We start from the raw sequence: 26,063 nt of genomic DNA, 5'->3' as shown, positions 1-26,063 counted from the left end.
GATCACCTGACCGGCCACCTTATCGACGGAGCTTCCATGTCCTCATCCACCCAGCGCAGTTTTCATGACCGCTTGAGCGTCTCCCTGATCGACCATGTGGCACGGGTACATCTCGAGCGGCCAGATCGCCACAACGCCATGGATCCGCCGATGATCGACGCCCTGCTCGAGGTCCAGCGCTGGCTGGGCGAACGGGTGGGCCTGCGCGCGGTGGTGCTTACCGGCGAGGGCGAGAGCTTCTGCTCGGGACTGGACGTGGCCTCGGTGGTGGCAAGCCCCGAGCGCGTGGCCTGGCTGCTGACGCCGGACGCCAGTGGGGTCAATCCGGCCCAGCGCCTGGCGCTTGGCTGGCGTGACCTGGGGGCGCCGGTGGTAGCGGCGCTGCATGGTCACGTCTTTGGCGCCGGCCTGCAGATGGCGCTGGGTGCCGATCTGCGTATCGTCCACCCGGAGGCGACGCTGGCGCTGCCGGAGATCGAGTGGGGGCTGATGTCGGATATGGCGGTCAGCGTCACCGCCGCCGCGCTGCGTCAGGACGTGATTCAGGATCTGATGCTGACCGGCCGCCATCTGGCCGGCGACGAGGCCATGGTGCTGGGGCTGGCCTCGCGGCTGGACGAGGACCCGCGCGAGGCGGCGCTGGAGCTCGCCGTGTCCATGGCCCGGCGCTCGCCCAAGGCGGTGGCCGCGGCGCGTCGGCTGTGGCGAGAGGCGCCGCGCCTGGATGAGCGCGGACGCTTGGCCATGGAAGCCGAACTGCAGCGCAACCTGCTGGCCGGGCGCGAGCAGCGAGAAGCGACCCGGGCACGCCTGGACGGGCGCCCACCGCGGTTCGATTGAGCGCCGGCGGCCTATGCCGCAAGCCAACGACAAGGCCCTCGCGGGTATCGCCCGCGAGGGCCTTGTCTTGCAGTCACCTTCCGATAGGGGTCAGGTTCCGGTAGGCCCCTCGACTGGCGACGGAGGATGGATGCGGAACAGGGTGGCGTAGATCACCGGCAGGATCACCAGGGTCAGCAAGGTGGCCGCACCCAGACCGAACACGATGACCACCGCCATGGAGGCGAAGAAGGCGTCGCCGAACAGCGGGATCATGCCCAGCATGGTGGTGATCGCCGCCATGGATACCGGCCGTACCCGGCTGATGGCGGCGGCCATCACCGCATCGAAGGGCGCCTCGTACAGCGGCATCTGGATCTTGATCTCCTCGACCAGCACGATGGCGTTCTTGAGCACCATGCCGACCAGGCTCAGGGTGCCGAGCAGCGCCATGAAGGTGAAGGGGGCGTTGAAGGTCAGAAGACCGCCGACGATACCGATCACGGTCAAGGGCACGATGGCCCAGATCGCCAGCGACTGGCGCAGGTTGCCGAACAGCAGCATGGTCAGGATGAACATGCCGAGGATGCCCAGCGGCAACAACTTGAACAGCGCCTTCTTGGCGTCACGCGAGGTCTCGTCCTCGCCGCCCCAGCCCAGGTGGTAGCCCTCGGGGAGATCGATGGCCTCGATCCGGGGCTTGAGCCGCGCAAGGATGTTGGCCGCCGTCTCGCCGGACAGCGGTAGCGGCTCGGCGTAGACCGCCAGCATGCGCTGACGGTCGCGACGCTTGATCAGCGGATCATGCAGCTGGGTCTCGAGCGGCCCCAGCACACTGCCGGCGCTGATGTAGGTCTGCTGCTCGGCGCTCCAGACGTTGAGGCTGGCGATGTCGTTGAGGCCGTAGCGCTCTTGCCGTTCATCGCGCAGCACGATGGGGATCAGGTCGGAGCCCTCGCGGTAGACGCCGGCCATCTGGCCGTCGTTGTGGATCAGCAACGCCTGGTGCAGCGCCTGGCGGGTGACGCCGACGCGCCGCGCCTGCTGCTCGAGAAACTCAGGCGTCAGCTCCTCGACCCGATTTCCCCAGGACAGGCGGATCCTGTCGACGAAGGGATCGGCGCGGAACACCTCGCTGACCTCGGTGGCGAGCTTGCGCAGGGTATCCGGGTCCGGGCCGTACAGGCGCGCCTCCAGGCTGGCCTTGGCCGAAGGGCCGACCTGCAGCGCCTGGACCTTGTACTGCACCTCGGGGTAGTCATCGCGCAGCAGGGTGATGATCTCGGCCATGCGCCTGGCCCGGCTGTCGAGATCCTCGGTCTCGACAATCAGCTGGCTGTAGCTCGGATAGCGGTCCTCGGGCGAGTAGGTCAGGGTGAAGCGCTGGGCGCCGCCGCCGATCACGCTGGTCACGTGGGTGACCTGGTCCATCGTCGCCACCTGTGCCTCCAGGCGCGAGGCCACCCGCTCGCTCTCGAGAATATCGGTGCCCTCAGGCATCCACACATCGACGAAGAACAGCGGTGTGGTGGAATCCGGGAAGAAGGCGTTCTTGATGTTGGAGGACAGCGCGAAGGCGCCGACCAGCAGGCCCACGCAGACCGCGATGGTCAGCCAGCGAAAGCGAATGCCCTTGTCGACCAGCCAGCCGAACAGCTGGAAAATCACTCCCTTGTAGGGATCCTCGTGACTGTCGCCGTCACCGATCACCCGGTCCTTGAAGAAGATGTCGAAGAAGAAGGGGGTCAGCGTCAGGGCGGTGATCCAGCTCAGCAGCAGCGAATAGAACAGCACCCAGAACAGTGAGCCCACCAGTTCGCCGGTGGCGTCCGGTGACAGGCCGATGGGGGCGAAGGCGGTGATGGCGATGGCGGTGGCGCCGAGCAGCGGCAGCCAGTTCTGGTCGGCCACCTCCTTGGCTGCCTCGAGCTTGCTCTTGCCCTTGCCAAGGCCGATCAGCATGCCTTCGGTGACCACGATGGCGTTGTCCACCAGCATGCCCAGGGCAATGATCAGGGCCCCCAGCGAGACCTTCTGCAACTGCAGGCCGTGGGCGGCCATCAGCATCAGCGTGCCGAGGATGGTGATCGACAGGATCAGCCCCATCAGAAGGCCGGAGCGCAGGCCCATGAACACCAGCAGCACCACGATGACGATGCCCACCGACTCCATCAGGTTGATGACAAAGCCGGACACCGCCTCCTTGACCACCTGGGGCTGGTGGTAGACCGGGGTCAGCTGCATGCCCAGCGGCAGGCGGGATTCCAGTTCGGCCAGGCGGGCGTCCACCGCCTCGCCGACCTTGACCACGTTGACCCCGGACACGAACGACAGGCCAAGCGAGATCGCCGGCTTGCCGTCGGCATGGTAGAGCTGACCGGGACGGTCGGTGAGCGCGCGCGTCACCGTGGCGATGTCGCCCAGGTGCACCGGGTTGGCGCCGGGGCGACCGACGATCAGGTCCTCCAGCGCCTCGACGCTTCTGAATTCACCGCTGGGCTGCAGCGAGATGATCTTGCCGTGTCGACGCACGCTGCCGGCGTCGGCTACCGCGTTCTGGGCGTTGAGCAGGCCGATCAGTGCATCCGGGGGAATGTTCAGAGCCTGCATGCGCTCGCGGTTGAGCGAGATGGTCACCTGCTCCGGGCGATCGCCGGCGATCACCACCTTCTTGACGCCCTCGATCAGGCGCAGTTCGCGCTGCAGGAAGTCGGCCTGATTCTTCAGGTCGTAGAGGCTGTAGTCATCGCCGGATAGATTGAACAGTAGACCGTAGACGTCGCTGAAGTCGTCCACCACCAGCGACTCCGAGGTGCCGGGGGGCAGGCCCGCCTGGGCGTCGCCGATCTTGCGCCGAAGCAGGTCCCAGTACTGGGGCAGGGCAGTGCCCTGGACGTCGGTGTCGAGCTCCACGGTGATCTGGGAGAGCCCGGCGCTGTTCACCGAGCTGACCCGCTTGAGGTTGGGAATCTCCTGGATCGCCTTTTCCAGGCGCAGTGTCACCTCTTCCTCGACCTGCTGCGGGTTGGCGCCGGGGTAGGCGGTGCTGACCAGCGCCATGCGGATGGTGAAGTCGGGAAACTCCAGCTGCCCCAGGCCGAGAAAGGAGACGATACCGCCCACCGACAACAGGATCGTGACCATCCAGCTGATGGTCTTGTTGCGCAGAAAATAGCCGACCATGACCTAGAGCCCCTCTTCCTGGGTCCAGGCGGTGACGCGAAGACCTTGGCGCATCAGATGGGCGCCGGCGCCGACCAGTCGATCGCCGGCCGCCAGATCGCCGGCGATGAAGATGCCGTCGTCGCTGGCGGTGCGGACCTGTACCGGTACCGCTTCCACCTTGCCCGAGGCTTCGTCGTCGGCGATATAGCGCCACACCACCGTGGCCTCGGGGTCGTCCTCCAGCGTGACCACGGTGCCCAGCGGCACCCGCCACAGGCCGTCGCTTTCGCCGGTCAGGGCGTTGAGGTCCATCGATACCACGGCGCTCATGCCGGCCAGCACGTAGACGTCGTCCGGCGTCGGCAGGGTCAGGGTGACGGTGTAGCTGAGGGTGCCGCTGGAGGCGCGGGTATCGTGCTCCTTGTAGCGCGCGGGGAAACGACGCTCGTCATCGCCGAAGCGCACCCAGGCGACGCTGTCGGCCTTCTCGAGGGCGGCACGCACGCGTTCCAGATCGAGCTGGCGGATCTGCTGTTCGGGCAGGTCGAAGGTCACGTCGATATTGCCGGGCTGCTGCAGCACCGCGATGGTCTGCTGGGGGGCCACCACCTGGAAATTGTCCACCGGCACGCTGGCGATGACGCCGTCGAAGGGCGCCTTGAGCTCGGTGTAGCCGAGCTGGTCCTTGGCCAGGTCGAACTGGGCCTGGGCCGACAGGAAGGCCGCCCGGGCTTCATCGAAGGCGGCGCGGCTGATGGCACCTTTTTCCAGCGATATCTGCATGCGGCGGTAGGTCGCCAGCGCCAGGTCGTAGCTTGACTGGGCGTTGGACAAGGCGTTGCGGGCGTCGCGGTCGTCGAGCAGGGCGATACGCTCGCCACTGGTGACCGCCTGGCCGGCCTGGACGTTCAGCTCCTTGAGTTCCCCGCCGATGCGAAAGGCCAGGTCGGTGCGTTCGGAGGCCTCGACCACACCGGGGTAGCGAGTCAGGGAGCGATTGCCCATCTCGTCCAGGGTGAGCAGCTTGACCGGGCGGGTGACCTGCTTGGCCAGGGGCGGATCTCCCTCGGAGCAGCCCTGCAGCAGGGGCAGACCGGCAAAGACGAGCAGGGAGGCCATCTGACAGAGTTGGCGAAGCGACATGGCTGAGTCCTTGAAGACGGAGCCGCTTGACGTGCGGCGTGACTCGCCGAGGCCGGTGCCCCAGGGCTGCCCGGAGGGTGGGGAGGGTCCGGCCCTGTTGTGGAGCATCGAGCGCTTGGCGTAGAGTGCGTCGGTTCGACGCGCAGCCGCCCATGCTACTGGCGCCGAGTACACGCTGATGTGTCGTGGATCAATGTTTGCCGAACCCTGCAGAGTAAAGGCGTCGTCATGCCCCAGACCGAGTCCCGGCTCCCGCCATCGTCGCCTCCCGCCTCCGTCAGGCCAGAGCTGCGGCCCTATCAGCACGAGGCGGTGAAACGCGTCATTGGTCACTTTCGTCAGTCCGATGAGCCCGCGGTGGTGGTGTTGCCCACCGGCAGCGGCAAGTCGCTGGTCATCGCCGAACTGGCCCGCCTGGCCCGAGGGCGGGTTCTGGTGCTGGCCCACGTGCGTGAGCTGGTCGAGCAGAATCATGCCAAGTACCTGGCCTACGGCCTCGAGGCGGACATCTTCAGCGCCGGACTCGGGCGCAAGGAGAGCGCCCGCCAGGTGGTGTTCGGCTCGGTGCAGTCGGTGGTCCGCCACCTGGACGCGGTGAGCGACGAGCAGAACGCCCATGGCCCCTTCACCCTGCTGGTGATCGACGAGTGCCACCGGGTATCGCTGGACGCGGACTCCTCCTATCGGCGGGTCATCGACCATCTGCGTTCTCGCAATCCCTCGCTCAAGGTACTGGGATTGACCGCGACTCCGTATCGACTGGGCCAGGGCTTCATCTACCACCGCCACCACCACGGCATGGTGCGCGGTGACGCGGACAGCTTCTTTGGCGACTGCGTGTTCGAGCAGCCGCTGCGGCTGATGGTGCGCCAGGGCTACCTGGCAAGCCCGCTCAAGGTGGATGCGGCGGTGGCCCGCTACGACTTCTCACAACTGGCGCCGGGAACCGGCGGGCTGTATCGCGAGGAAGAGCTCAATCGCGTGGTGGCCGGGCACCGGGCCACGCCAGGCATCATCGCCGAGGTGATCGAGCGGGCGCGGGAGCGCGAGGGGGTCATGCTGTTTGCGGCAAGCGTGGCCCACGCCGAGGAGATCCTCGGCTATCTGCCGGCACAGGCCTCGGCACTGATCACCGGCGATACCGACAGCGACGAGCGCACCCGGCTGATCGAGGACTTCAAGGCGAAACGGCTCAAGTACCTGGTCAACGTCTCGGTGCTGACCACCGGCTTCGATGCGCCCCATGTGGACCTGATCGCGATCCTCAGGCCCACCGAGTCCGTCGGCCTGTACCAGCAGATCGTCGGGCGGGGACTCAGGCTCTCGCCCGGCAAGCGCGACTGTCTGATCCTCGACTACGCCGGCAATCCCTGGGACCTGTATGCGCCGGAGGTGGGCAGCCCGCGGCCGGACAGCGACAGCGAGCCGGTGCAGGTGCCCTGTCCGCTGTGTGGCCACGCCAACCTGTTCTGGGGCAAGCGCGACGGCGAGCTGGTGATCGAACACTTCGGCCGTCGCTGCCAGGGCCTGGTCGACGCCGAAGGCAGGGCGCTGGCTGCCGCCGAGCCAGGGGCGCGCCAGTGCGACTTTCGTTTTCGCTTCAAGACCTGCGGCGACTGCGGCGCCGAGAACGATATCGCCGCCCGACGCTGCCATGGTTGCCAGACGCTGCTGGTGGACGCCGACGACAAGCTGCGCGAGGCCTTGAAGCTCAAGGACGCCAGGGTGCTGCGGGTCAGCGGCATGCTGCTCGAGTCCACCGTCAATGGGCGCGGACTGCCGCGGCTCAAGGTCACCTACCATGACGAGGATGGCGCCACCCTGGCCGAGTGGTTCGCGTTGGAGACGCCCGCCCAGCGGCGGGCCTTCGAGGCGGTGTTTCTGCGTGATCACGCCCGGGCGCCCGGAGTGCCCTGGTCGCCGACGTCACCCGATCAGGTATGTCGCGAGCAGCAAAGACTCAGGGCCCCGGATTTCGTGGTCGGACGCAAGGTGGGGCGTCACTGGCAGGTGCGTGAAAAGCTGTTCGACTATCGCGGCCGCTATCGCACCGCCGATAGCGCCGACTGAAGTGCCGCCTGGGCCTCGCTGATTTAGCCAGATCGCGCGGAGCTTGATAGACTGGGGGATTGGTGGCGCCTCGGTCCAAGCGGCCGCATCCTCCCTTGTTCATCGTAACCACTACCATGGCAACCCAGGTCCCCCACGCGTGAGCGACTCGCCGACGACACAACAACCCCAGGGTGGGACTGACGAGGAAGGTGCAGCGACTCGGCCTGACACCGAGGGCGATTTGCAGGCCCAGGCCGGTGCTGTCCCTCACGCCGAGGTCGAAGCCCACGCCCAGGTGCTGGGACGCCTGTTCGATGAGCCGATCACCGAGCTGCCCGAGGATCTGTACATTCCCCCGGAGGCGCTCAGGGTCTTTCTCGAGACCTTCGAGGGACCGCTCGACCTGCTGCTCTATCTGATTCGCCGGCAGAATCTGGATATTCTGTCGATCAATGTGGCCGCCATCACCCACCAGTACATCGAGTACGTGGAACTGATGAAGGCCATGGAAATCGAACTGGCCGGCGAGTACCTGCTGATGGCGGCGATGCTGGCCGAGATCAAGTCGCGCACCCTGCTGCCGCGCCCGCCCAGGAGCGAAGACGGTGACGAGGACGAAGACCCCCGCGCCGAGCTGATTCGCCGCCTGCAGGAGTACGAGCGGCTCAAGCTCGCCGCCGAGGCCCTGGCGGAGTTGCCCCGGGTTGGACGTGACTGGTTTCCGGCCCGGGCGGCGCTGCCCCCGGTGGAGGCACGGGTCATCCACCCGGACGTCGAGCTCGATGAATTGCTTGGCGCACTGGCCGGCATTCTGCGCCGGGCCGAACTCAACCAGGCCCACCAGATCGAAAGTGAAGTGCTGTCGACCCGGGAGCGCATGCTGGCGATCATGGAGCGCCTGACCCATGAGCACTACACCCCCTTCGAGGCGCTGTTCTCGCTTGAAGAGGGCAGGGCCGGGGTGGTGGTGACCTTCATGGCGATCCTGGAGCTGGCCAAGGAGGCGATGATCGAAATCGTCCAGAATGCGCCGATGTCACCGATCCACGTCAGGGCACGATTGGCCGAGGACGGCGACGAAGATCCGTACGAAGGGCTCGAGGACGATGGCGAGAGCGCCTTCGACGACGAAACCTTCGGCGATACCTTCGGTGATGCCTCTGACGATGCCTTTGATGATGCCTTGGACGATAGTGCCGCCGAGGACAGCGCTGTTGACGACGAGGCGGGCGACGACAGCGCCTTCGATGATGCCGGTGAACCGGATCGGCGTATCGGTCAGTCGGTTGACAAGACACAGGGAGATGAGCCCGCATGAGCGTGATGGAGACGCCCGATGCGTTGGACGACATCGTAGAGGCGGCGCTGCTGGCCGCCGGCCAACCGCTGGCGCTGGACCGCCTCGAACAGCTGTTCGATGAACACGAGCGCCCGCCGCGACGGGCGCTCAAGGAAGCGCTGGAGCGATTGTCCGAGCGTCACCTCAGAGGCGCCATGGAGCTGATCGAGACCGCCTCCGGGTACCAGCTGCGCATTCGCCCGCGGCTGGCCAACTGGGTCGCCCGGTTGTGGGATGAACGCCCCCAGCGCTATTCCCGGGCGCTGCTGGAGACGCTGGCGCTGATCGCCTATCGTCAGCCGGTGACCCGGGGCGATATCGAGGAGGTCCGCGGGGTCACGGTGAGCGGCTCGATCATGCGCACCCTGCTCGATCGTGGCTGGATTCGCGTGGTCGGGCACCGAGACGTGCCGGGACGACCGGCGGTGTTCGCCACTACCCGTGGCTTTCTGGACGATTTCGGGCTCAAGACCCTCGACGAGCTGCCGCCGATGCACGAGCTCAAGCAGTTCGAACAGTTCGACACCGAGGACGAGCCACCGCCTCCGCCCTCGGCGCTGCTGGCCCAGGCCGACGAGCCGCTGGACGACGATGGTGAGACCGCCGAGGGTGAAACTGCCGAGGGTGAACCCACTGAAGATGGAAGCGCTGAAGATGGAAGCGCTGAAGTTGGCAGCGCTGAAGCTGCAACCGAAAGAGGCGAGACCGAGGAAGGCGAGGCATCATCGCCCGATCAGGATGAAGTGACGGCTTCCCGCGGGGAAGCCGAGACGACGGCGGGCCAAGCGCCCGACGACGAGGATTTGGCGGCTTCCCACGAGGAAGCCGAGACGACGGCGGGTAAGATGCCCGACGACGAGGATTTGGCGGCTTCCCGCGAGGAAGCCGAGACGACGGCCGGGACGGCCGACGACGAGCACGCCGGGACGGCGTCCGAACGGGCTCGCCTGAGCTTTGCCGATCTGGAAGCCAGGCTGTCCGAACGCGCCCGGGGCCGCGTCGATGATGACGCTGCCTCGGGGGTGGAACCTACAGAGAGTGAGAACGACGAATGACGACCACCAGCGAAAAACTGCAGAAGGTGCTGGCGCGTGCCGGCCTGGGATCCCGCCGGGAGATGGAGGCCGCCATCGCCGATGGTCGGGTCAAGGTGAACGGCAGCGTGGCGACCCTGGGCGACCGAGTGGAGGCCCGTGACCGGGTCAGTTTCGATGACCGACCGATCACCCTGCGCGCCGCCGACGAGGTGCCAAGGCGGGTGATCATGTACAACAAGCCCGAGGGCGAGCTGTGCACGCGCAAGGATCCAGAGGGGCGGCGTACGGTATTCGACCGCCTGCCGCGCCTCAAGGGCGAGCGCTGGATCGCGATTGGCCGCCTGGACATCAACACCAGTGGGCTGTTGCTGTTCACCACCGACGGCGAGCTGGCCAATCGGCTGATGCATCCTTCCACCGAGATCGAGCGCGAATACGCAGTGCGAGTGATGGGGGAGGTCAAGCGCGAGCACGTGGTGGCCATGGTCGAAGGCGTGATGCTCGAGGATGGCCCGGCACGCTTCAGCGACGTCCAGGAGTTCGGCGGCGAGGGCATCAACACCTGGTTCCACGTGGTCATCATGGAAGGCCGCAACCGCGAGGTCAGGCGTCTGTGGGAGTCCCAGGGGCTGACCGTCAGTCGCCTCAAGCGGGTCCGCTACGGCAACATCTTCCTCGACAAGCGGGCCAAGGCCGGCGAGTGGACCGAGCTTTCCCAGGACGAGGTCGACGACCTGGCCGGACTGGCGGGACTCGAATCGCGCAAGGTGCCTGAGTTGACGCCGGACGAGAAGAATCGCTGGAGCCGCGACAAGAACAAGCGTCGCCCGGTGCATACGATGAAGCGTGGCGGCAAGCCGGATCGCGGCGACAAGAAGCGCTAAAGATACGGTAATCGAAAAAAACACTTGCGTCGAAAGGGGCATATCCGTAATATCTGCACCCGTTCGGAAGGGTCGTTAGCTCAGTTGGTAGAGCAGTTGGCTTTTAACCAATTGGTCGTAGGTTCGAATCCTACACGACCCACCATCCGAACCTGTGCATGGTCAGGACGATGTCCTGTCATGATCGGGTCGTTAGCTCAGTTGGTAGAGCAGTTGGCTTTTAACCAATTGGTCGTAGGTTCGAATCCTACACGACCCACCAGATTCACGGCCCTCGCTGCTTGCAGCGGGGGCCGTTTTTCGTGTGCGCAGTCCGCGGTTGGAGCCGCCGCCGCCGCCACGACGGCGCTGTCAGCCTGAACAGACCGTTCCTCAAGCGGCGCAAGTACGCCGCGCCGACGGCGTCGAGCCGATGCCATCGTGTCGACAGGGAATCGAGAACAGGTATGCCGCAGGCGCAATCTTGGGCCGATACCATGCGTGGAGACTCGGCATAACCGTCCGCCTGCGTTAAACTGTCAAGTGACTCGCCGCTGCGATAGACGCATGGGCGAGGGAGAGAACCACCGGCAGCGGGTTTGGAGCGGCAGTGACGCCTTTCCAGCGCCGCATCAGGAGTCGCCGCTGGCGCTATCGGCGCCGGGCTCCACGCTCGAGGGTTCTCCTGGCGTGTCGCCGAACGGAGCGTTCGCGGCACTGTCCCATCAGCAGGGGGATCCCCTGTCGATCACAGTGGTAGACACGATGACGATCATGACTTCTCGCGCCGAGATCAGAGAGCATCTCGCGCGCCCGTACTGCCCTACCCGTATTCCCTCGGAAGACGCTGCGCGCGTCGAAGAGATCAAGCGCCTGCTCAAGGCTCACAATGCCGTACTGGTGGCGCACTACTACACCGATGACGCCATCCAGCAGCTGGCCGAAGAGACCGGCGGCTGTGTCGCCGATTCGCTGGAGATGGCGCGCTTCGGTGCACGCCACGAGGCCGATACGCTGGTGGTGGCCGGCGTGCGCTTCATGGGCGAGACCGCCAAGATCCTGTCACCGGAAAAGCGCGTGCTGATGCCGACCCTGGAGGCGACCTGCTCGCTGGACGTGGGTTGCCCGGAGGACGAGTTCGCGGCCTTCTGCGACGCCCATCCGGATCGCACCGTGGTGGTCTATGCCAACACCTCGGCGGCGGTCAAGGCGCGTGCCGACTGGGTCGTTACCTCCTCCATCGCGGTGGACGTCATCGAGCACCTCAAGGCCAGGGGAGAGAAGATCCTGTGGGCCCCGGACAAGCACCTGGGCGGCTACATCCAGAAGCAGACCGGCGCCGACATGCTGCTGTGGGACGGCGCCTGCATCGTCCACGAGGAGTTCAAGGCCAAGGGGGTCGAGGACCTCAAGTCGGTCTATCCGGACGCCGCCGTACTGGTGCACCCGGAGTCGCCCGAAGCGGTGGTCAGTCTGGCCGACGTCGCCGGTTCCACCTCCCAGTTGATCAAGGCGGCCAAGGAGCTGCCCAACGAGCAGCTGATCGTCGCCACCGATCGCGGCATCTTCTTCAAGATGCAGCAGGCGGTGCCCGACAAGACCCTGTTCGAGGCCCCGACGGCGGGCAATGGCGCGACCTGTCGAAGCTGCGCCCACTGCCCGTGGATGGCGATGAATGCCCTGGACAATCTGGCCGCCGCGCTGCGAGAGAGCAGCGGTGAAATCCAGGTCAGCGACGCCCTGCGCACCCAGGCGCTGAAGCCGCTGACGCGTATGCTGGAGTTTCAGGCCTGAGGTCAGCCGTTACTTTTCCTGGTGACACCCCGCGCCCACGAGCCCACGCCCACGAGAGAGTCTCGTGGGCGCTTTTGTTCCTGGGCCGAGTCGTCTGTGGGCTGGCGGGCCTGAGCGTTGCGTCGCCTGAGCACGGTGTCGTCGCCGCGTCCGTCGCTGTCGGGTTCAGCGGAGCTTCCTGCTCAGCGGAATTTCTCCATGGTCCGGCGGTAGTCGAGGAAGGCGTCTCGACGACGCTGAATGCTTGACCTGGCGTTAAGGTCGCCTTCGCGCTCGGCCATCGCCTCGGCGACCTCCAGCTGGCGAATGGCGCGATCGATCTCACCGGTCAGCTGCAGTTGCTCGGCTCTGGCCAGATGGCCCCAGGCTTCGCGGCCACTGCGCCCGGCGGCTTCCGCCAGCAGCCCGAACACGGTGGGATCCTCGGGACGGCGCTGGGCCAGTTCGTGGAGTTCCCGGTAGGCCGCGTCGGGGTCGCGCTGCAAGAGCGCCTCGCCCAGCAGCTGGCTGGTCGGTGGGTAGCCTGGCATCAGGCGCAACTGACGCCGGGCACGCTCGATGGCCTCGTCGACGCGCCCGCCTTCCAGCGCCACCTGGACGGCGCTGGCGGGCAGCAGGGCGGTATCCGGGTGGGCCCGTGCCAGGCCGTCGAGCGTATTCAGTGCCGAGCCGGTCTGGCCGGCTCGGGCGTCGATCAGCGCCTGCAGATAGCGCTGGGCGTCCGCCGGCGCCTGGTCCTGGCGCATCACCGTCATCGCCTGGCCGGGCGCACGCTCGTGGATCGCCAGCAGTGCCCGGGCCCGGATGAACTGGTACTGCAGTTCATCCGGTGCCGAGCCCGTCACCCGGGTCTGGTTGACCCTGGCCTGGGTGTCGCTGATGCGTGATTCGGTGATCGGGTGGGTCAGCAGGAACTCCGGCGGAGTGCCGCCCTGGAGGCTCATCAGACGTTGCATGGAGCGAAACATGTCGACCATGGCCTGGGGCTCGTAGCCGGCGCTGGCCATGGCCTGCAGGCCGATGCGGTCGGCCTCTTCCTCGTAGCGACGCGAGTAGCGCAGCTGGTCCTGGATCATCGCCGCCTGGCTGCCGGCCAGGGCCGCGATGCCGGCGTCACCGGCGCCGCTGGCGGCCAGGATCAGGCCCGCCAGCATGGTGGCCATGGCAGGCACCTGGGTCTGCTCGGCGCGTGCCTTGCTACGGGCGTAGTGGCGCTGTGACAGGTGGCCCAGCTCGTGGGCCAGTACCGAGGCCACCTCGGCCTCCTGGTCGGCGAAGGCGAACAGGCCGGTGTTGACGCCGACCACGCCGCCGGGGACGGCGAAGGCGTTCAGGGTCTTGTTGTCGACCAGGGTGATGGTGGTGTTGATGCCTCCCAGGTCGCTGTAGGGCACCAGGCGGCCGACCAGCGTCTCCACATAGTGCTGGGCCAATGGGTCGCGCCATTCCGGCACGTGGGCGCGAAACTGGCGTAGCCAGGCACGTCCAAGGCGGGTTTCCTCGCCGCTGATGGCGTTGCTGCCGGTGGACATCAGCGAGGGTAGGTTCAGCTCCCTCGGCTGATCGAGCAGGGTGCCTTGGTCCAGATACTGGGCCTGGACTGTGGTGGCGTTCAGGCTCAACGCAAGCGTCGACGCCAGGGCCAGGCCCGGCATCGGGCGCCAGCGGCCACGATGCCAAGGTGATGCCTGACGGCGTGCCCGCGCGGGGCGAGCGGTGACGGCAAACAGCGTGCGCTTGGGCATCGAAATCCTCGTCGATAGCGTTGGAGGGGGTTGCCTTGGGACATTGATTCAGCCGGAAAAGTGCCTTTAAATCGCAAGGGCTCGCCCCTCGGGGCAACGGCGCTGCGATGTGCAGCGATCCGATATCGCATTCTCTCGGGAGAGATCATGGCAGTGCAACCTGACGATGTGCTAGATGCGTGCGGACTTCCGTGTCCGCTGCCGCTGCTCAAGGCGAAGCAGGCGCTGTCGCGCCTGTCGCCTGGGCAGGTGCTGGAGGTCAGGGCCACCGACGCCGGTTCCTGGCGAGACTTTGAAAGCTTTGCCGAGCACAGCGCCCACGTGCTGGAAGGGCGTGAAGAACGCGACAAGGTCTATGTCTACTGGTTGCGCAAGGCGGGTGATGCATGAGTCTGCGTAGCGTATTTCGTGGCTGGGTCGATCACTACTTCTCCGATGAAGAGGCGGTGCTGCTGCTGGTGTTGCTGGTGGTGGGGCTGGCGGTGGTGATCTGGCTTGGCCAGATGCTGGCGCCCTTTCTCACCGCGCTGGTGGTGGCCTTTCTGCTGCAGGGCGCGGTCAACGCCCTGACGCGACGCAAGGTGCCACACCTGGTGGCGGTCATGACGGTCTTTCTGGCCTTTGTCGGGGTGCTGCTGGCGTTGGCGCTGATCCTGCTGCCGTTGATCTGGAACCAGCTCGCCAGCCTGATCCAGGAAGCGCCGCGGATGTTTGCTGCCGGCCAGCAGATGCTGGACGACCTGCAGATGAGCTACCCCCAGCTGATCACTCCGGACCTGGTCCAGGACTGGATCGCCGTGCTCAGCCGCGAGGCGACCCAATTGAGCCAGCGTGCGCTGACGCTGTCGCTGGCGTCGCTCGGCAATGTGCTGGGACTGCTCATCTACCTGGTACTGGTGCCGATCCTGGTGCTGTTCATGCTCAAGGACCGTGACCGTCTGGTGGGCTTTACCGTGTCGCTTTTGCCGGCCAAGCGTGACCTGATGACCCGGGTGTGGAAGGAGATGGACTGCCAGATCGCCAACTATGTGCGCGGCAAGGCCACCGAGATCGTCATCGTCGGTAGTGTGACCTTCTTCACCTTCGCCTTCTTTGGCCTTCCCTATTCGGCGCTGCTGGCGGTACTGGTGGGTTTTTCGGTGCTGGTGCCCTACATCGGCGCCGCGGTTGCGACACTGCCGGTGGCGGCGGTGGCGGGCTTTCACTTCGGACTGGGCGACCAGTTTCTCTATGTGATCGTCGCCTACGGCGTGATCCAGGCGCTGGACGGCAACGTGCTGGTGCCGGTGCTGTTCTCCGAGGCGGTCAATCTGCACCCGGTGTCGATCATCCTGGCGGTGCTGTTCTTCGGCGGCGTCTGGGGCTTCTGGGGGGTGTTCTTCGCGATCCCGCTGGCGACCCTGTTGAAGGCGCTGGTCTACGCCTGGCCTCGCGGGATCAAGGAGCGCAGCATGGCAAGGTTGCCGCCCCACTCTGACGCAGGTACAGGGACCGGCACCGACGGCTGAGCCCTGCTCTCTAGGCGAACCACAATGCCCGGCCAATGGCCGGGCATTCGTTCTTTGCCGGGGAGGACGAGGCTTGCATCCGTGGGCCGGCGTGTCAGGACTGGGCGTGCAATTCGCGGGCGGCTTCCAGCACTTCTTCCACGTGGCCCTTGACCTTGACCTTGCGCCATTCCCTGGCCAGGAGACCTTCGCTGTCGATCAGGAAGGTACTGCGCTCGATACCCAGGTGCTCCTTGCCGTAGAGCTTCTTGAGCTTGATGACGTCGAACAGGCCACACACGGCTTCGTCCTTGTCTGATATCAGCTCGAAATTGAAGCCCTGCTTGGCCTTGAAGTTTTCCTGGGCACGGATGCCGTCACGGGAGACGCCGATGACCACAGTGTTGGCGTCGTCGAAGTCTGCCTTGTGGTCACGAAAGTCGCCGCCCTCGGTGGTACAACCGGGGGTGCTGGCCTTGGGGTAGAAGTAGATCGCCACCTGGCGACCGCGTAGTTGCGACAGGGTGATGGTGTTGTCGCCGGTGGCGCTGGCACTGAAGTCGGGGACCGGCTCGCCGATGGACACTGTCATGGTGGCTCCAGAATCGCAAAAATAGGCGTCCGATTACACGCAATGACGCTCTTCATGTAAAGACGCGGCTGTACAGGATATGGCCGCCTGAGTACCATTTGTGCTCTGGTCACGACCACGCTTCCCCGGGTCGCGACCCCCTTGGCCACATTCGTTCACCCCGACCGCCATCGTCAGGGTCGCGGGAGGGCAGACAACAGAGGAACAACGAGGATGATCACGGGCAGTATTGTCGCCTTGGCGACACCGATGAAGGCCAACGGCGATATCGACTGGGAAGTGTTGCGCAAACTGGTGAATTTCCACCTCGACAATGGCACAGACGCCATCGTGGCGGCGGGTACCACCGGTGAGCCCACCACCATGACCTTCGCCGAGCACTTCGACGTGATTCGCAGCGTGGTCGAAGAGGTCAATGGCCGCATTCCCGTCATCGCCGGCACCGGCTCCAACAACACCACCGAGGCGGTGGAGCTGACCCGCTACGCCAAGGAAGTGGGGGCCGACTACTGCCTGACCGTGGCGCCTTACTACAACAAGCCGACCCAGGAAGGTTTGTATCAGCATTTCAAGGTGATCGCCGAGACCAGTGATCTGCCGGTGATCCTGTACAACGTGCCGGGACGCACCTGTTCGGACATCTACAACGAGACCGTGCTGCGTCTGGCCGAGGTCGACAACATCATCGGCCTCAAGGATGCCACCGGCAACCTGGAGCGCGCCGAGGACCTGATCGAACGTCTCAAGGGCAGCGACTTCATGCTCTACTCCGGCGATGACGCCACCGCCTGCGACTTCATGCTGATGGGCGGTCATGGCGATATCTCGGTGACCGCCAATGTGGCGCCGAAGGCCATGCACGAGTTGTGCGCCGCCGCCGTGGCCGGTGAAAGCGACAAGGCTCACCAGATCAACACCCGGCTTCTACCCCTGCATACCAACCTGGGCATCGAGGCCAATCCTATCCCCGTCAAGTGGGCGCTCAACCGCATGGGTATCATCGAGCCCGGCATCCGCCTGCCGTTGACCTGGCTGAGCGAGAAGTATCACTCCACCATCAGCGAAGCCCTGCAGCTGGCAGGACTGATCGAGGACTGACGCCTGAACCGTGCCTCCGGTCGTGATGTCGTGGACCCAATTTTCAATCAAGGTGGATGCATGAATTCTGCGCTTAAAGGACTGCCGCTGGCGATGATCGCGGCCCTGACCCTGGCCGGCTGTGCCAAGGACGGTCACTATCACGATCGCAACGAGGATTACGCGGGCGCCCGTCAGGCGGCTCCGCTGACCCTCCCCGGCAGCCGCGACCAGAGCCGCTATCGCGATATCATGCCGGTGCCTCAGGCTCGCGGGGACTTCTACGCCCGCGAGGGGGACTTCGCCGCGCCCTTGCCCCAGACGCTGTCTGCCAGCACTGCGGTGGCCGCCGGTGACGTGGCGGTGCGCGAGACCGACGCCGATCGCTGGCTGGTGGTAGGGGCCGCGCCTGCGGTGGTGTGGCCGGAGCTCGAGCGCTTCGTCGAACAGCGCGGGCTGGAGATCACCCGCAGCGACAGCGCCAGCGGTGTCATCGAGACCTCCGACGCCAGCCTGGTACTGCGCCAGGGCCTCAGGTCGGGCACCAGTGAGGTGCGCTGTGATACCGCGGGCCAGCTCAACCGGCTGTGCCTGAACTCTCTGCAGCGTCACTTTGAAGCGCGTAGCGCCTCGGCCAGCATCGCCTCGGCGTCGGCCCAGCAGACGCCCGAAGCCGACAGCGTTCGCTTCGAGCCCCGCGGCGATGACTGGGTGATGGTGATGCCCTTCGACATCGAGCGGGCCTACGCCGAGCTCGCCTTCCAGCTCGAGAACAACTTCGAGATGGAAGATCGCCGGGAACTGGTCTCCGTGGATGAAAGCGGCAAGCGCTTCGTGATCGATTACATCACCGAGAGCGAGCGTACCCGTGGCTTCATCGACTCCTTGACCTCGATGGATCTGCTTGAGTCGATGCAACGCATCGAGCTCAGGTTGTCGCCCCAGGGCCAGGAAACCCTGATGGAGGCACGTAGCGCCGACGACGAGCCGCTTTCCGGCGATGACCAGCGTGAGCTGCTGCAGCGCATGGAGGGCTTGCTGCGCTGATGAGCGTCGGGCATGCCAATGGTTCCCAGGGAGGCTTGCGTTTCGCCTCCCTGGGCAGCGGAAGCAAGGGCAACGCCACCCTGGTCAGCGACGGCGAGTCGATGTTGCTGGTGGACTGCGGTTTCGGTCTCAAGGAGGCAGAACGCCGGCTGGCGCGGTTGGGTGTCCATCCGCGTCAGCTCGATGCCTTGCTGGTCACCCACGAACATGGCGACCATGTGCGTGGCATCGGCCCCCTGGCCCGTCGCTATGACCTGCCGGTACATCTGACCCCGGGCACCTGGCTATCCGGCAAGCTCGGCCGGCTCCCCCGGACCCACTGGATCACCCCTCAGTCGCGCTTTGCCATCAAGGGACTCGACGTCGACGCCATCACGGTGCCCCATGACGCCCGAGAGCCGGTGCAGTTTCGTATCGCCGCAGGTGACAGGAAGCTGGGGCTGCTGACCGACCTGGGCCACCCCAGCGAACACGTGCGCCAGGCCTTCCGTGGCTGCGATGCCCTCGTGCTCGAGTGCAATCATGACGTGCGCATGCTGGCTGAAGGCCCCTATCCGCCCAGTCTCAAGCGCCGTGTCGGCGGACGTTGGGGGCACCTGGCCAATGGCCAGGCTGCGGCGCTGTTGACCGAACTGGGGCTGGATCGGCTGCAGCGTATCGTCTGCTCCCACCTGTCGGAGCATAATAACCGCCCCGAACTCGCTCTGGAGGCATTGACGCCTCTGCTGGATGGCGACGAGACCCGCCTGACCGTGGCTGCCCAGGATGACGGCCTGGATTGGCAAGCGATTCACTGATTCAGGACCCTGGTCCTGCTTGAACCCCTTTTTTTGATTTGCCTGTGGAGGCACCCATGGAAAAGCGCGAAGAACTCTATGCCGGCAAGGCCAAGTCGGTCTATGCCACCGATGACCCGGATCGTCTGATCCTGCACTTTCGTGACGACACCAGCGCCTTCGACGGACGCCGCATGGAGTCGCTCGAGCGCAAGGGCATGGTCAACAACCGCTTCAATGCCTTCATCATGGCCAAGCTGGAAGAGGCCGGCATCCCCACCCACGTGGAAGAGCTGCTGTCGCCCACCGAGTGCGTGGTCAAGAAGCTCGACATGATTCCGGTGGAGTGTGTGGTACGCAACATCGCCGCCGGCAGTCTGGTCAAGCGCCTCGGCGTCAAGGAAGGCGAGCCGCTGACACCGCCGACCTTCGAGCTGTTCCTGAAGAACGACGAGCTCCACGATCCCATGGTCAACGAGTCCCTGGCCGAAAGTTTCGGTTGGGCCAGCGCCGAGCAACTGGCCGAGATGAAGGCTCTGACCTTCAAGGTCAACGAGGTGCTCAAGCAGCTGTTCGCCGACGGCGGCATGCTGCTGGTGGACTACAAGCTCGAGTTCGGCGTATTCCACGGCAAGATCGTGCTGGGTGACGAATTCTCGCCGGACGGCTGCCGCCTGTGGGACGCCAAGACCCGCGAAAAGCTCGACAAGGATCGCTTCCGCCAGGGGCTGGGCAGTGTCATCGAGTCCTACGAGGAAGTCGGCCGTCGTATCGGCATCGATTTCAGCTGACAGCCGCTTGCCGGCACTGGTCTGCGCTGACTGCCGCAAGGGCATGATGCAACGACGGTGGTGCAAGTGGTGATAACGCCGAAAGCATGTAGAGGATCGCCCGGGCCTGGCCCGGGCGATCTGCTTTCCGCTGCCCACGTCTGTACCAATGGCTGGGCTCCCACGAGTGAATGAAGTTCCTGGCGCTACGCTGATGTTGGGTACTGGGAAGTGTCGACTCGGATAGGTGTGCGGCAACGTTATTCGCATTCCCGCAAGTCCTGAAGCCCCCTGTGCCTGGTGTGGCTGCGTCTAACCGCAGTACAGCACCTTCCTTTGCACTGAGCTGTCGGGAAAATTCCTGTTTATTTGACCATCGCTCGTCAGTTTTTGATGGCACCTGGCTATGGCTGGGTGGAAAGATGAATCTCATCAGTGCCCGTACAGCTTCTGAAACGGACCGTCAGTTTTTGTGCTTTATTTGGCGCGCCTTGCGCCAATTACAAGCAAGAAATGATCTGTGTCACGTTTAAAAATGGAAGTGACAGCGCTGCGCGTGTAGATTTTTTAATCATGTTTCTTTTCGAAAGTTTTGTGTAAAGAAGTCGGGTTTCTGCACGCTATTGGTTTTTTGATTCGTTTTTCTGTTTTTAGGATTTTTATAAGAGAGTTTTGGGTGGTTGAAGATGGATTTCGGATGAAAGTGAGTGTTTTGGTGGCGCACGAAGATGTCACCTAAGTATTGGTGGCAAGGAGGTCGGAGTGAGTGAATTGGATAGCCGTACTTTTTTGTTCGTTAACTCGCTCAAAACAGCAAGAAGTGGGACAAAAAGCGTTTGTATCACCTGTATCCTGATGTCTCTATCGGCTGTCACGCCTGGGCTGGGGTCGAGTAAAGCGGAGGCTGGCCCCCTCGTTGATGACTGTCCGACGGTGGCAGGTGAAGTCGGCAACATAGCGTCAGAGGAGGCAATGATACCTCTGACGTCACCGACTAAAGATAGATGCGTCATGCCAGGTGAGACGTCGACGCCTGCCGACAAGCCTGAACAGTTTGTCGTCAATCGTTATCTGGCGCCGGTGGGCATCCAGCCCGCTGCGGGGGCATCTGCCATCCATATAGGCACCGGTGCCGTTGGCGATGGTGATGCCTCTATCGCGATGGGCTACTATGCGACCACGAGTGCGGCGGCAGATTCTGGTATTGCCCTGGGCGATCAGGCTGTTACCAGCGGCTTAGCCGGTGTCTCGATCGGGCGTGGGGCTTATGCGAAAAGCAAGAATGGCGTCGCTATTGGTGGCGGGGCACTGTCTAGCGGCACGGTCGCTCGATTAAACGGCGCACAAGCGATAGGTGTAAACGCCATTGCCATTGGCGGAGACCTGACCGGAGGGTCCGTTGCCAGCGCCACCTCGAGTCTTGCTATTGGCGCAAAGGCGACGTCCACGGCGACCAATGCGACGTCACTTGGGGCCACGGCTAAAGCGACGGGTAGCCACTCCACGGCACTGGGATCAGGCAGTGTTGCCAACGGCGCGAAAAGTGTCAGTGCTGGCCATCTCAACGTTTCCAATGGCGACAATAGCCTTGCATTGGGTGAGAGCAACTCCACATCGACAGGCGCCAAGAGCGCGATTGCCATTGGTACTTCCAACAAGATCGAAGGCGCATCGACATATGCGTCTGCGATTGGTCTCAACAATACCGTTCAAGGCAATGCAGTCCGGGTCGTTGGCAATACCAATAACGTGACCAGCGATTTTTCCGGTGTTTTCGGCTCAAGTAACACGCTGTCATCGACTGCTACTGGTGCCAATGTAGTAGGTCTTCAAAATACCGTCGCCGGCGCCGCTACCAATGTAGTGGGAAATTGGTCGAAAGCGAGTGGCAACTACTCCATGGTGCTCGGTGATTCCGGAGAGGCGTCCGCCAGCAATGCCATTGCCATCGGTACCAATGCCAAGGCCAGCGTGGCCAACAGCGTGGCCTTGGGAAACGGCGCCACCACCGAGGCGGTGGTGGGAACCACCCAGGCTACCATCGCGGGCAAGAGCTACAGTTTCGCCGGTGCGGCACCGACAGGCACTCTGAGCCTTGGCGCGGCGGCAACGACCGATAGCGGGGGCAATGCGGTAGCCAGCGTCGAGCGTACTATTACCCACGTAGCGGCCGGACGGTTAGCTGTCACCAGCACGGATGCCGTCAACGGCAGTCAGCTGAACGCCACCAATCAGGCGCTGGGAGAACTGTCTGAAGGCGTGCAGGCGTTGGGAGATCTGTCAGACGGCGCAGTGGTCTACGACCGTAGCGACGACGGCACGCTCAATGAGGGCAGCATCACCCTGGCCGGTGATGCCGGTACCCGAATCACCAATCTGACCGACGCCACCCTGTCCACCGACAGCACCGATGCGGTCACCGGTCGTCAGTTGAACGCGACGAATGTGCGCGTGACTCAGAACGAAGGCGATATCGCCAATCTCACCACCAATCTGGGGGATATCGCCGCCGACAGCATCTACTACCAGGCCAACTCTTCCGCCAGCGGCGCCAGTGCCAGCGGCACCGACAGCCTGGCGATGGGGCCGGCGGCGGTGTCCTCGGCAACCAATGGGGTAGCTATCGGCAATGGCGCGAAGGCCAGCGTCGCCAACAGCGTAGCCTTGGGTAACGGTGCCACCACGGAAGCGGCGGTGGCCACCACCACGGCCACCGTGGCCGGTACTGACTACGCCTTGGCCGGCAGCAGCCCGACCGGTACGGTCAGCGTGGGCACCAGCGGCAGCGAGCGCACCATCACCCACGTGGCAGCAGGTCGACTCTCGGCCACCAGTACCGACGCGGTCAACGGCAGCCAGCTCCATGCCACCAATCAGGCACTGGGGGATCTGGCCGACGGCGCAGTGGTCTACGACCGCGGTACCGGAGGCACGCTCAATGAGGGCAGTATCACCCTGGCCGGCGATGCCGGTACCCGAATCACCAATCTGACCGACGCCACCCTGTCCACCGACAGCACCGATGCGGTCACCGGTCGTCAGTTGAACGCGACCAATGCTCGAGTCAGTCAGAACGAAGGCGATATCACCAACCTCACTAGCAACCTGGGGGATCTGGCGGCCGGTGCGGTGGTCTACGACCGCAGCGACGACGGCACGCTCAATGAGGGCAGTATCACCCTGGCCGGCGATGCCGGTACCCGAATCACCAATCTGACCGACGCCACCCTGTCCACCGACAGCACCGATGCGGTCACCGGCCGTCAGTTGAACGCCACCAATGTGCGGGTGACCCAGAACGAAGGCGATATCACCAATCTCACCACCAACCTGGGGGATATCGCCGCCGATAGCGCGTACTACCAGGCCAAATCCAGCGGTAGCGGCGCCGGTGCCAGCGGCACCGACAGCCTGGCGATGGGGCCGGCGGCGGTGTCGTCGGCAACCAATGGGGTGGCCATCGGCAATGGCGCGAAGGCCAGCGTCGCCAACAGCGTAGCCTTGGGTAACGGTGCCACCACGGAAGCGGCGGTGGCCACCACCACGGCCACCGTGGCCGGTACTGACTACGCCTTGGCCGGCAGCAGCCCGACCGGTACGGTCAGCGTGGGCACCAGCGGCAGCGAGCGTACCATCACACACGTGGCAGCAGGTCGACTCTCGGCCACCAGTACCGACGCGGTCAACGGCAGCCAGCTCCATGCCACCAATCAGGCACTGGGGGATCTGGCCGAGGGCGCAGTGGTCTACGACCGCGGTACCGGTGGCACGCTCAATTAGGGCAGCATCACCCTGGCCGGTGATACCGGAACCCGAATCACCAATCTGACCGACGCCACCCTGTCCACCGACAGCACCGATGCGGTCACCGGTCGTCAGTTGAACGCGACCAATGCTCGAGTCAGTCAGAACGAAGGCGATATCACCAACCTCACCACCAACCTGGGGAATCTGGCCGAGGGCGCAGTGGTCTACGACCGCGGCACCGGTGGCACGCTCAATGAGGGCAGTATCACCCTGGCCGGCGATGCCGGTACCCGAATCACCAATCTGACCGACGCCACCCTGTCCACCGACAGCACCGATGCGGTCACCGGTCGTCAGTTGAACGCGACGAATGTGCGCGTGACCCAGAACGAAGGCGATGTCGCCAATCTCACCACCAACCTGGGGGATATCGCCGCCGACAGCATCTACTACCAGGCAAAATCCAGCGGTAGCGGCGCCAGTGCCAGCGGCACAGACAGCCTGGCGATGGGGCCGGCGGCGGTGTCGTCGGCAACCAATGCGGTGTCCATCGGCAATGGCGCTTCAAGCTCGGTGTTTGGCGGCGTGGCACTGGGCAGCGGAGCGATCGCGAACCGCGAGGTGGCGAAGGTCTCCGGCCAGATCGTCGTGGGCAATGCCACCATTCAATACAACACTTCGGACGCCGATCTAATGGGAGCGGTCTCCGTGGGGCGGGACGGTGAGTATCGCCAGTTGATCAACATCGCCGATGGTATCGAGGATCACGATGCGGTGACCATGCGTCAGCTCAAGGGGGCCGTGGGGTCGCTCTCGGATACGGGATCGCTGTATTTTCATGCCAACGGGGGAGGGGAAGTCGACGCCCTCGCCACCGGCGAAGGCTCCATCGCCATTGGGCCTGATACCACGGTCAATGGCGATGACGCCATCGGTATGGGGGTGAGCGCCAAGGTGGAGATAGGGGCAGCCGGTGCGGTTGCCATTGGCGACCAGAGCCACACCCTGCTGGAAGATGCGATTGCGGTCGGTAGTACGGCAGTGTCCTCGGGCGAGCAGGCGATGGCCCTGGGTGCTGGAGCCAGCGCCAATCAGGCTATGGATGTGGCGTTGGGGGCCCAGTCGACCTCACAGGAGGCAATAGGCACCGAGTCAGGCATTATCTTCGGTGAACAGCATGAATACGCCGGCACAAACCCCATTGCTACCGTCAGCATCGGTGACGAAGGGCAGGAGCGAACCTTGACCCACCTGGCCGCGGGTCGAATCTCCGCTACCAGTACCGATGCGGTCAATGGCAGCCAGCTCCATGCGACCAATAAGGCGCTTGAGGAAGTGGTGGCGTATGACCACTTCAACGACGGCAGCGTCGACTGGAACCACGTAACCCTGAAGTCGCCTGGTAGAGCCTTCGGCGGTACCGTGCTCGGTAATATTGCGGATGGGTCGCTTTCCGACACCAGTCTAGAGGCGGTCAACGGCAGTCAGCTCCACGCCACCAATGGTCGTCTCACCAATCTTGAAGGCGATGTCGGTGATATCCAGACGACCCTCGACAGCTTGGGGGGAGGCAGTGGCAACCCGGCCCAGAATGTCGTGCAATATGACCCAGATTCCAACCAGGGAAAGATCACTCTGGCTGGTGCCGACGGTGGTACCGTGATCAGCAATCTGGCCGAAGGCGATATCCATCAAGGCAGTACTGATGCGGTCAATGGTGGTCAGATCTGGGACTTGATGGAGGATATCGGCGACCTGGCACTGAGTGGTCAGGACACCAAGTACTTCCAGGCGAATTCGCAGGGAGACGCTGCCACTACTAGTGCTGCAGACACCGTTGCCATCGGAGGTGGCGCCAAGGCACAAGCTGAAGGAGGTGTTGCACTTGGTGATGGCGCTGTGGCCGATAGAGAAGGCATGAAGGGGGAGGAGGAAGCCTTTTCGCACGTGGCGGTGGAGTCATCCAAGGGAGCTGTTGCGGTCGGCAGCGAGGGTGGTGAACGTCAGATCACCCACGTCGCGGGGGGCACCGAGGACACCGATGCGGTCAATGTGCGCCAGCTCAGTGCCGTGCAAGAGGGAGCGGTCAACTACGATCGTAGCGAGGATGGCAGCGTCGACTACCACTCTGTCAGCCTGGGCAATGGCAGTGGCCCCACCCAGTTGCATAACGTGGCTGCCGGTTCGGCACCCACCGATGCGGTCAACATGTCGCAGCTCAATGAACTGAACCGTAAGTTCACTTCCGACTACAACCAACTCGACCACAAGATTGACGAAGTAGAGCGAGATGCCAGTGCGGGGATCGCGGCCCTGGCCGCCATGGGCGATGCACCCTATGTCGCAGGAAAGCTCACCTATCATGTGGGGACTGGCTACTACAACGGAGAATCGGCACTAGGTGTGAGCGTACGACGAACCGCTGATACTGGCCGCTGGAGTGTCGGGATGGGGATTGGCGCCTCCCACGGTGGCCCAACGATCGGTCTGGGAATCTCCGGGGTCATCGATTGAGACCAGTGGGCAGGTCAAACGAAAATCTGGTCGTTCACCTTGGGTGCGGCTGTGTCGCAAGACACAGCGGTACTGACGGTGTCGCGATCACGGATG

18 protein-coding genes, 2 tRNA genes and 1 pseudogene are annotated in these 26,063 nt (G+C 64.3%); 17 read left to right on the top strand and 4 right to left on the bottom strand.

Annotated features, from left to right (window positions below; genetic code table 11):
- Positions 1-36: 36 nt before the first annotated feature.
- A complete protein-coding gene (locus NFH98_RS16170; RefSeq protein ID WP_045992008.1) occupies positions 37-840 on the top strand; it encodes a crotonase/enoyl-CoA hydratase family protein in 804 nt (267 codons plus the stop codon).
- A gap of 90 nt (positions 841-930) precedes the next feature.
- Here NFH98_RS16170 and NFH98_RS16165 read toward each other — a convergent pair whose 3' ends face one another.
- Together NFH98_RS16165 and NFH98_RS16160 are read right to left on the bottom strand one after the other, a co-directional pair.
- Complete coding sequence (locus NFH98_RS16165; RefSeq protein ID WP_349622944.1) at positions 931-4,002, bottom strand: efflux RND transporter permease subunit; 3,072 nt, start codon at positions 4,000-4,002, stop codon at positions 931-933.
- Between the two features lie 3 nt (positions 4,003-4,005).
- On the bottom strand, positions 4,006-5,127 hold the full coding sequence (locus NFH98_RS16160) for an efflux RND transporter periplasmic adaptor subunit (protein WP_213229929.1): 1,122 nt from the start codon (positions 5,125-5,127) through the stop codon (positions 4,006-4,008).
- Between the two features lie 228 nt (positions 5,128-5,355).
- Between NFH98_RS16160 and radD the strand changes: the two genes are divergently transcribed.
- The 7 genes from radD to nadA all read left to right on the top strand — a co-directional run bounded on the left by radD (position 5,356) and on the right by nadA (position 12,212).
- Positions 5,356-7,197, top strand: coding sequence for a DNA repair helicase RadD (gene radD, locus NFH98_RS16155; RefSeq protein ID WP_348827024.1), 1,842 nt, complete (start codon positions 5,356-5,358; stop codon positions 7,195-7,197).
- A gap of 223 nt (positions 7,198-7,420) precedes the next feature.
- Complete coding sequence (locus NFH98_RS16150; RefSeq protein WP_348828146.1) at positions 7,421-8,497, top strand: segregation and condensation protein A; 1,077 nt, start codon at positions 7,421-7,423, stop codon at positions 8,495-8,497.
- Positions 8,494-9,573, top strand: coding sequence for an SMC-Scp complex subunit ScpB (gene scpB, locus NFH98_RS16145; RefSeq protein WP_349622943.1), 1,080 nt, complete (start codon positions 8,494-8,496; stop codon positions 9,571-9,573). The genes NFH98_RS16150 and scpB overlap by 4 nt, the downstream gene beginning before the upstream one ends.
- Positions 9,570-10,439, top strand: a complete 870-nt coding sequence (gene rluB, locus NFH98_RS16140; RefSeq protein ID WP_045991996.1) for a 23S rRNA pseudouridine(2605) synthase RluB — start codon at positions 9,570-9,572, stop codon at positions 10,437-10,439. The genes scpB and rluB overlap by 4 nt, the downstream gene beginning before the upstream one ends.
- A 69-nt stretch (positions 10,440-10,508) precedes the next feature.
- Positions 10,509-10,584: transfer RNA gene (locus tag NFH98_RS16135), tRNA-Lys, on the top strand.
- 41 nt (positions 10,585-10,625) lie between these two features.
- A tRNA-Lys gene (locus NFH98_RS16130) sits at positions 10,626-10,701 on the top strand.
- Between the two features lie 482 nt (positions 10,702-11,183).
- Positions 11,184-12,212: a quinolinate synthase NadA gene (gene nadA, locus NFH98_RS16125; protein WP_348827022.1), complete on the top strand. Its 1,029-nt coding sequence runs from the start codon at positions 11,184-11,186 to the stop codon at positions 12,210-12,212.
- Between the two features lie 182 nt (positions 12,213-12,394).
- On the opposite strand, the gene NFH98_RS16120 is transcribed toward nadA, so the two are convergent.
- On the bottom strand, positions 12,395-13,957 hold the full coding sequence (locus NFH98_RS16120) for a M48 family metalloprotease (protein ID WP_239452522.1): 1,563 nt from the start codon (positions 13,955-13,957) through the stop codon (positions 12,395-12,397).
- A gap of 147 nt (positions 13,958-14,104) precedes the next feature.
- On the opposite strand from NFH98_RS16120, the gene NFH98_RS16115 reads away from it, so the two are divergent.
- The gene (locus NFH98_RS16115; RefSeq protein ID WP_045991997.1) at positions 14,105-14,347 is read left to right on the top strand and encodes a sulfurtransferase TusA family protein; all 243 of its coding nucleotides are present in this window, start codon (positions 14,105-14,107) and stop codon (positions 14,345-14,347) included.
- Positions 14,344-15,465 carry an AI-2E family transporter gene (locus tag NFH98_RS16110; RefSeq protein ID WP_045991998.1) on the top strand — a complete coding sequence of 374 codons (1,122 nt, stop codon included), beginning with the start codon at positions 14,344-14,346 and terminating at the stop codon, positions 15,463-15,465. Before NFH98_RS16115 ends, NFH98_RS16110 begins: the two co-directional genes overlap by 4 nt.
- A gap of 94 nt (positions 15,466-15,559) precedes the next feature.
- Here NFH98_RS16110 and NFH98_RS16105 read toward each other — a convergent pair whose 3' ends face one another.
- On the bottom strand, positions 15,560-16,036 hold the full coding sequence (locus NFH98_RS16105; protein WP_348827021.1) for a peroxiredoxin: 477 nt from the start codon (positions 16,034-16,036) through the stop codon (positions 15,560-15,562).
- Positions 16,037-16,249: 213 nt separating this feature from the next.
- On the opposite strand from NFH98_RS16105, the gene dapA reads away from it, so the two are divergent.
- The 7 genes and pseudogenes from dapA (at position 16,250) to NFH98_RS16075 (ending at position 25,967) form a co-directional block, all read left to right on the top strand.
- Complete coding sequence (gene dapA / locus NFH98_RS16100) at positions 16,250-17,134, top strand: 4-hydroxy-tetrahydrodipicolinate synthase (RefSeq protein ID WP_045992000.1); 885 nt, start codon at positions 16,250-16,252, stop codon at positions 17,132-17,134.
- A 60-nt stretch (positions 17,135-17,194) separates the two neighbouring features.
- Positions 17,195-18,160: an outer membrane protein assembly factor BamC gene (locus NFH98_RS16095; protein WP_045992001.1), complete on the top strand. Its 966-nt coding sequence runs from the start codon at positions 17,195-17,197 to the stop codon at positions 18,158-18,160.
- A complete protein-coding gene (locus tag NFH98_RS16090; RefSeq protein WP_348827020.1) occupies positions 18,160-18,957 on the top strand; it encodes an MBL fold metallo-hydrolase in 798 nt (265 codons plus the stop codon). The genes NFH98_RS16095 and NFH98_RS16090 overlap by 1 nt, the downstream gene beginning before the upstream one ends.
- 56 nt (positions 18,958-19,013) lie before the next feature.
- Positions 19,014-19,727, top strand: a complete 714-nt coding sequence (gene purC / locus NFH98_RS16085) for a phosphoribosylaminoimidazolesuccinocarboxamide synthase (RefSeq protein WP_045992003.1) — start codon at positions 19,014-19,016, stop codon at positions 19,725-19,727.
- 834 nt (positions 19,728-20,561) lie between these two features.
- A pseudogene (locus tag NFH98_RS21025) lies at positions 20,562-21,254 on the top strand (hypothetical protein); the annotation flags it as partial.
- A gap of 351 nt (positions 21,255-21,605) precedes the next feature.
- A complete protein-coding gene (locus NFH98_RS16080) occupies positions 21,606-23,486 on the top strand; it encodes a YadA family autotransporter adhesin (protein ID WP_349622941.1) in 1,881 nt (626 codons plus the stop codon).
- 99 nt (positions 23,487-23,585) lie between these two features.
- The gene (locus NFH98_RS16075) at positions 23,586-25,967 is read left to right on the top strand and encodes a YadA family autotransporter adhesin (protein WP_502878752.1); all 2,382 of its coding nucleotides are present in this window, start codon (positions 23,586-23,588) and stop codon (positions 25,965-25,967) included.
- Positions 25,968-26,063 lie beyond the last annotated feature (96 nt).

The sequence above is a fragment of the Halomonas sp. H33-56 genome (assembly GCF_040147035.1).
GTDB lineage: Bacteria > Pseudomonadota > Gammaproteobacteria > Pseudomonadales > Halomonadaceae > Halomonas > Halomonas litopenaei.
This window is presented reverse-complemented; position numbering and strand designations above follow the sequence as displayed.

Coding starts and splice junctions, on each gene's coding strand:
- NFH98_RS16165 (WP_349622944.1), bottom strand. CDS start 4,002: ATGGTCGGCTATTTTCTGCGCAACAAGACCATCAGCTGGATGGTCACG.
- radD (WP_348827024.1), top strand. CDS start 5,356: ATGCCCCAGACCGAGTCCCGGCTCCCGCCATCGTCGCCTCCCGCCTCC.
- NFH98_RS16095 (WP_045992001.1), top strand. CDS start 17,195: ATGAATTCTGCGCTTAAAGGACTGCCGCTGGCGATGATCGCGGCCCTG.
- nadA (WP_348827022.1), top strand. CDS start 11,184: ATGACGATCATGACTTCTCGCGCCGAGATCAGAGAGCATCTCGCGCGC.
- NFH98_RS16090 (WP_348827020.1), top strand. CDS start 18,160: ATGAGCGTCGGGCATGCCAATGGTTCCCAGGGAGGCTTGCGTTTCGCC.
- NFH98_RS16080 (WP_349622941.1), top strand. CDS start 21,606: ATGGTGCTCGGTGATTCCGGAGAGGCGTCCGCCAGCAATGCCATTGCC.
- dapA (WP_045992000.1), top strand. CDS start 16,250: ATGATCACGGGCAGTATTGTCGCCTTGGCGACACCGATGAAGGCCAAC.
- NFH98_RS16105 (WP_348827021.1), bottom strand. CDS start 16,036: ATGACAGTGTCCATCGGCGAGCCGGTCCCCGACTTCAGTGCCAGCGCC.
- NFH98_RS16170 (WP_045992008.1), top strand. CDS start 37: ATGTCCTCATCCACCCAGCGCAGTTTTCATGACCGCTTGAGCGTCTCC.
- rluB (WP_045991996.1), top strand. CDS start 9,570: ATGACGACCACCAGCGAAAAACTGCAGAAGGTGCTGGCGCGTGCCGGC.
- NFH98_RS16115 (WP_045991997.1), top strand. CDS start 14,105: ATGGCAGTGCAACCTGACGATGTGCTAGATGCGTGCGGACTTCCGTGT.
- scpB (WP_349622943.1), top strand. CDS start 8,494: ATGAGCGTGATGGAGACGCCCGATGCGTTGGACGACATCGTAGAGGCG.
- NFH98_RS16110 (WP_045991998.1), top strand. CDS start 14,344: ATGAGTCTGCGTAGCGTATTTCGTGGCTGGGTCGATCACTACTTCTCC.
- NFH98_RS16120 (WP_239452522.1), bottom strand. CDS start 13,957: ATGCCCAAGCGCACGCTGTTTGCCGTCACCGCTCGCCCCGCGCGGGCA.
- NFH98_RS16160 (WP_213229929.1), bottom strand. CDS start 5,127: ATGTCGCTTCGCCAACTCTGTCAGATGGCCTCCCTGCTCGTCTTTGCC.
- purC (WP_045992003.1), top strand. CDS start 19,014: ATGGAAAAGCGCGAAGAACTCTATGCCGGCAAGGCCAAGTCGGTCTAT.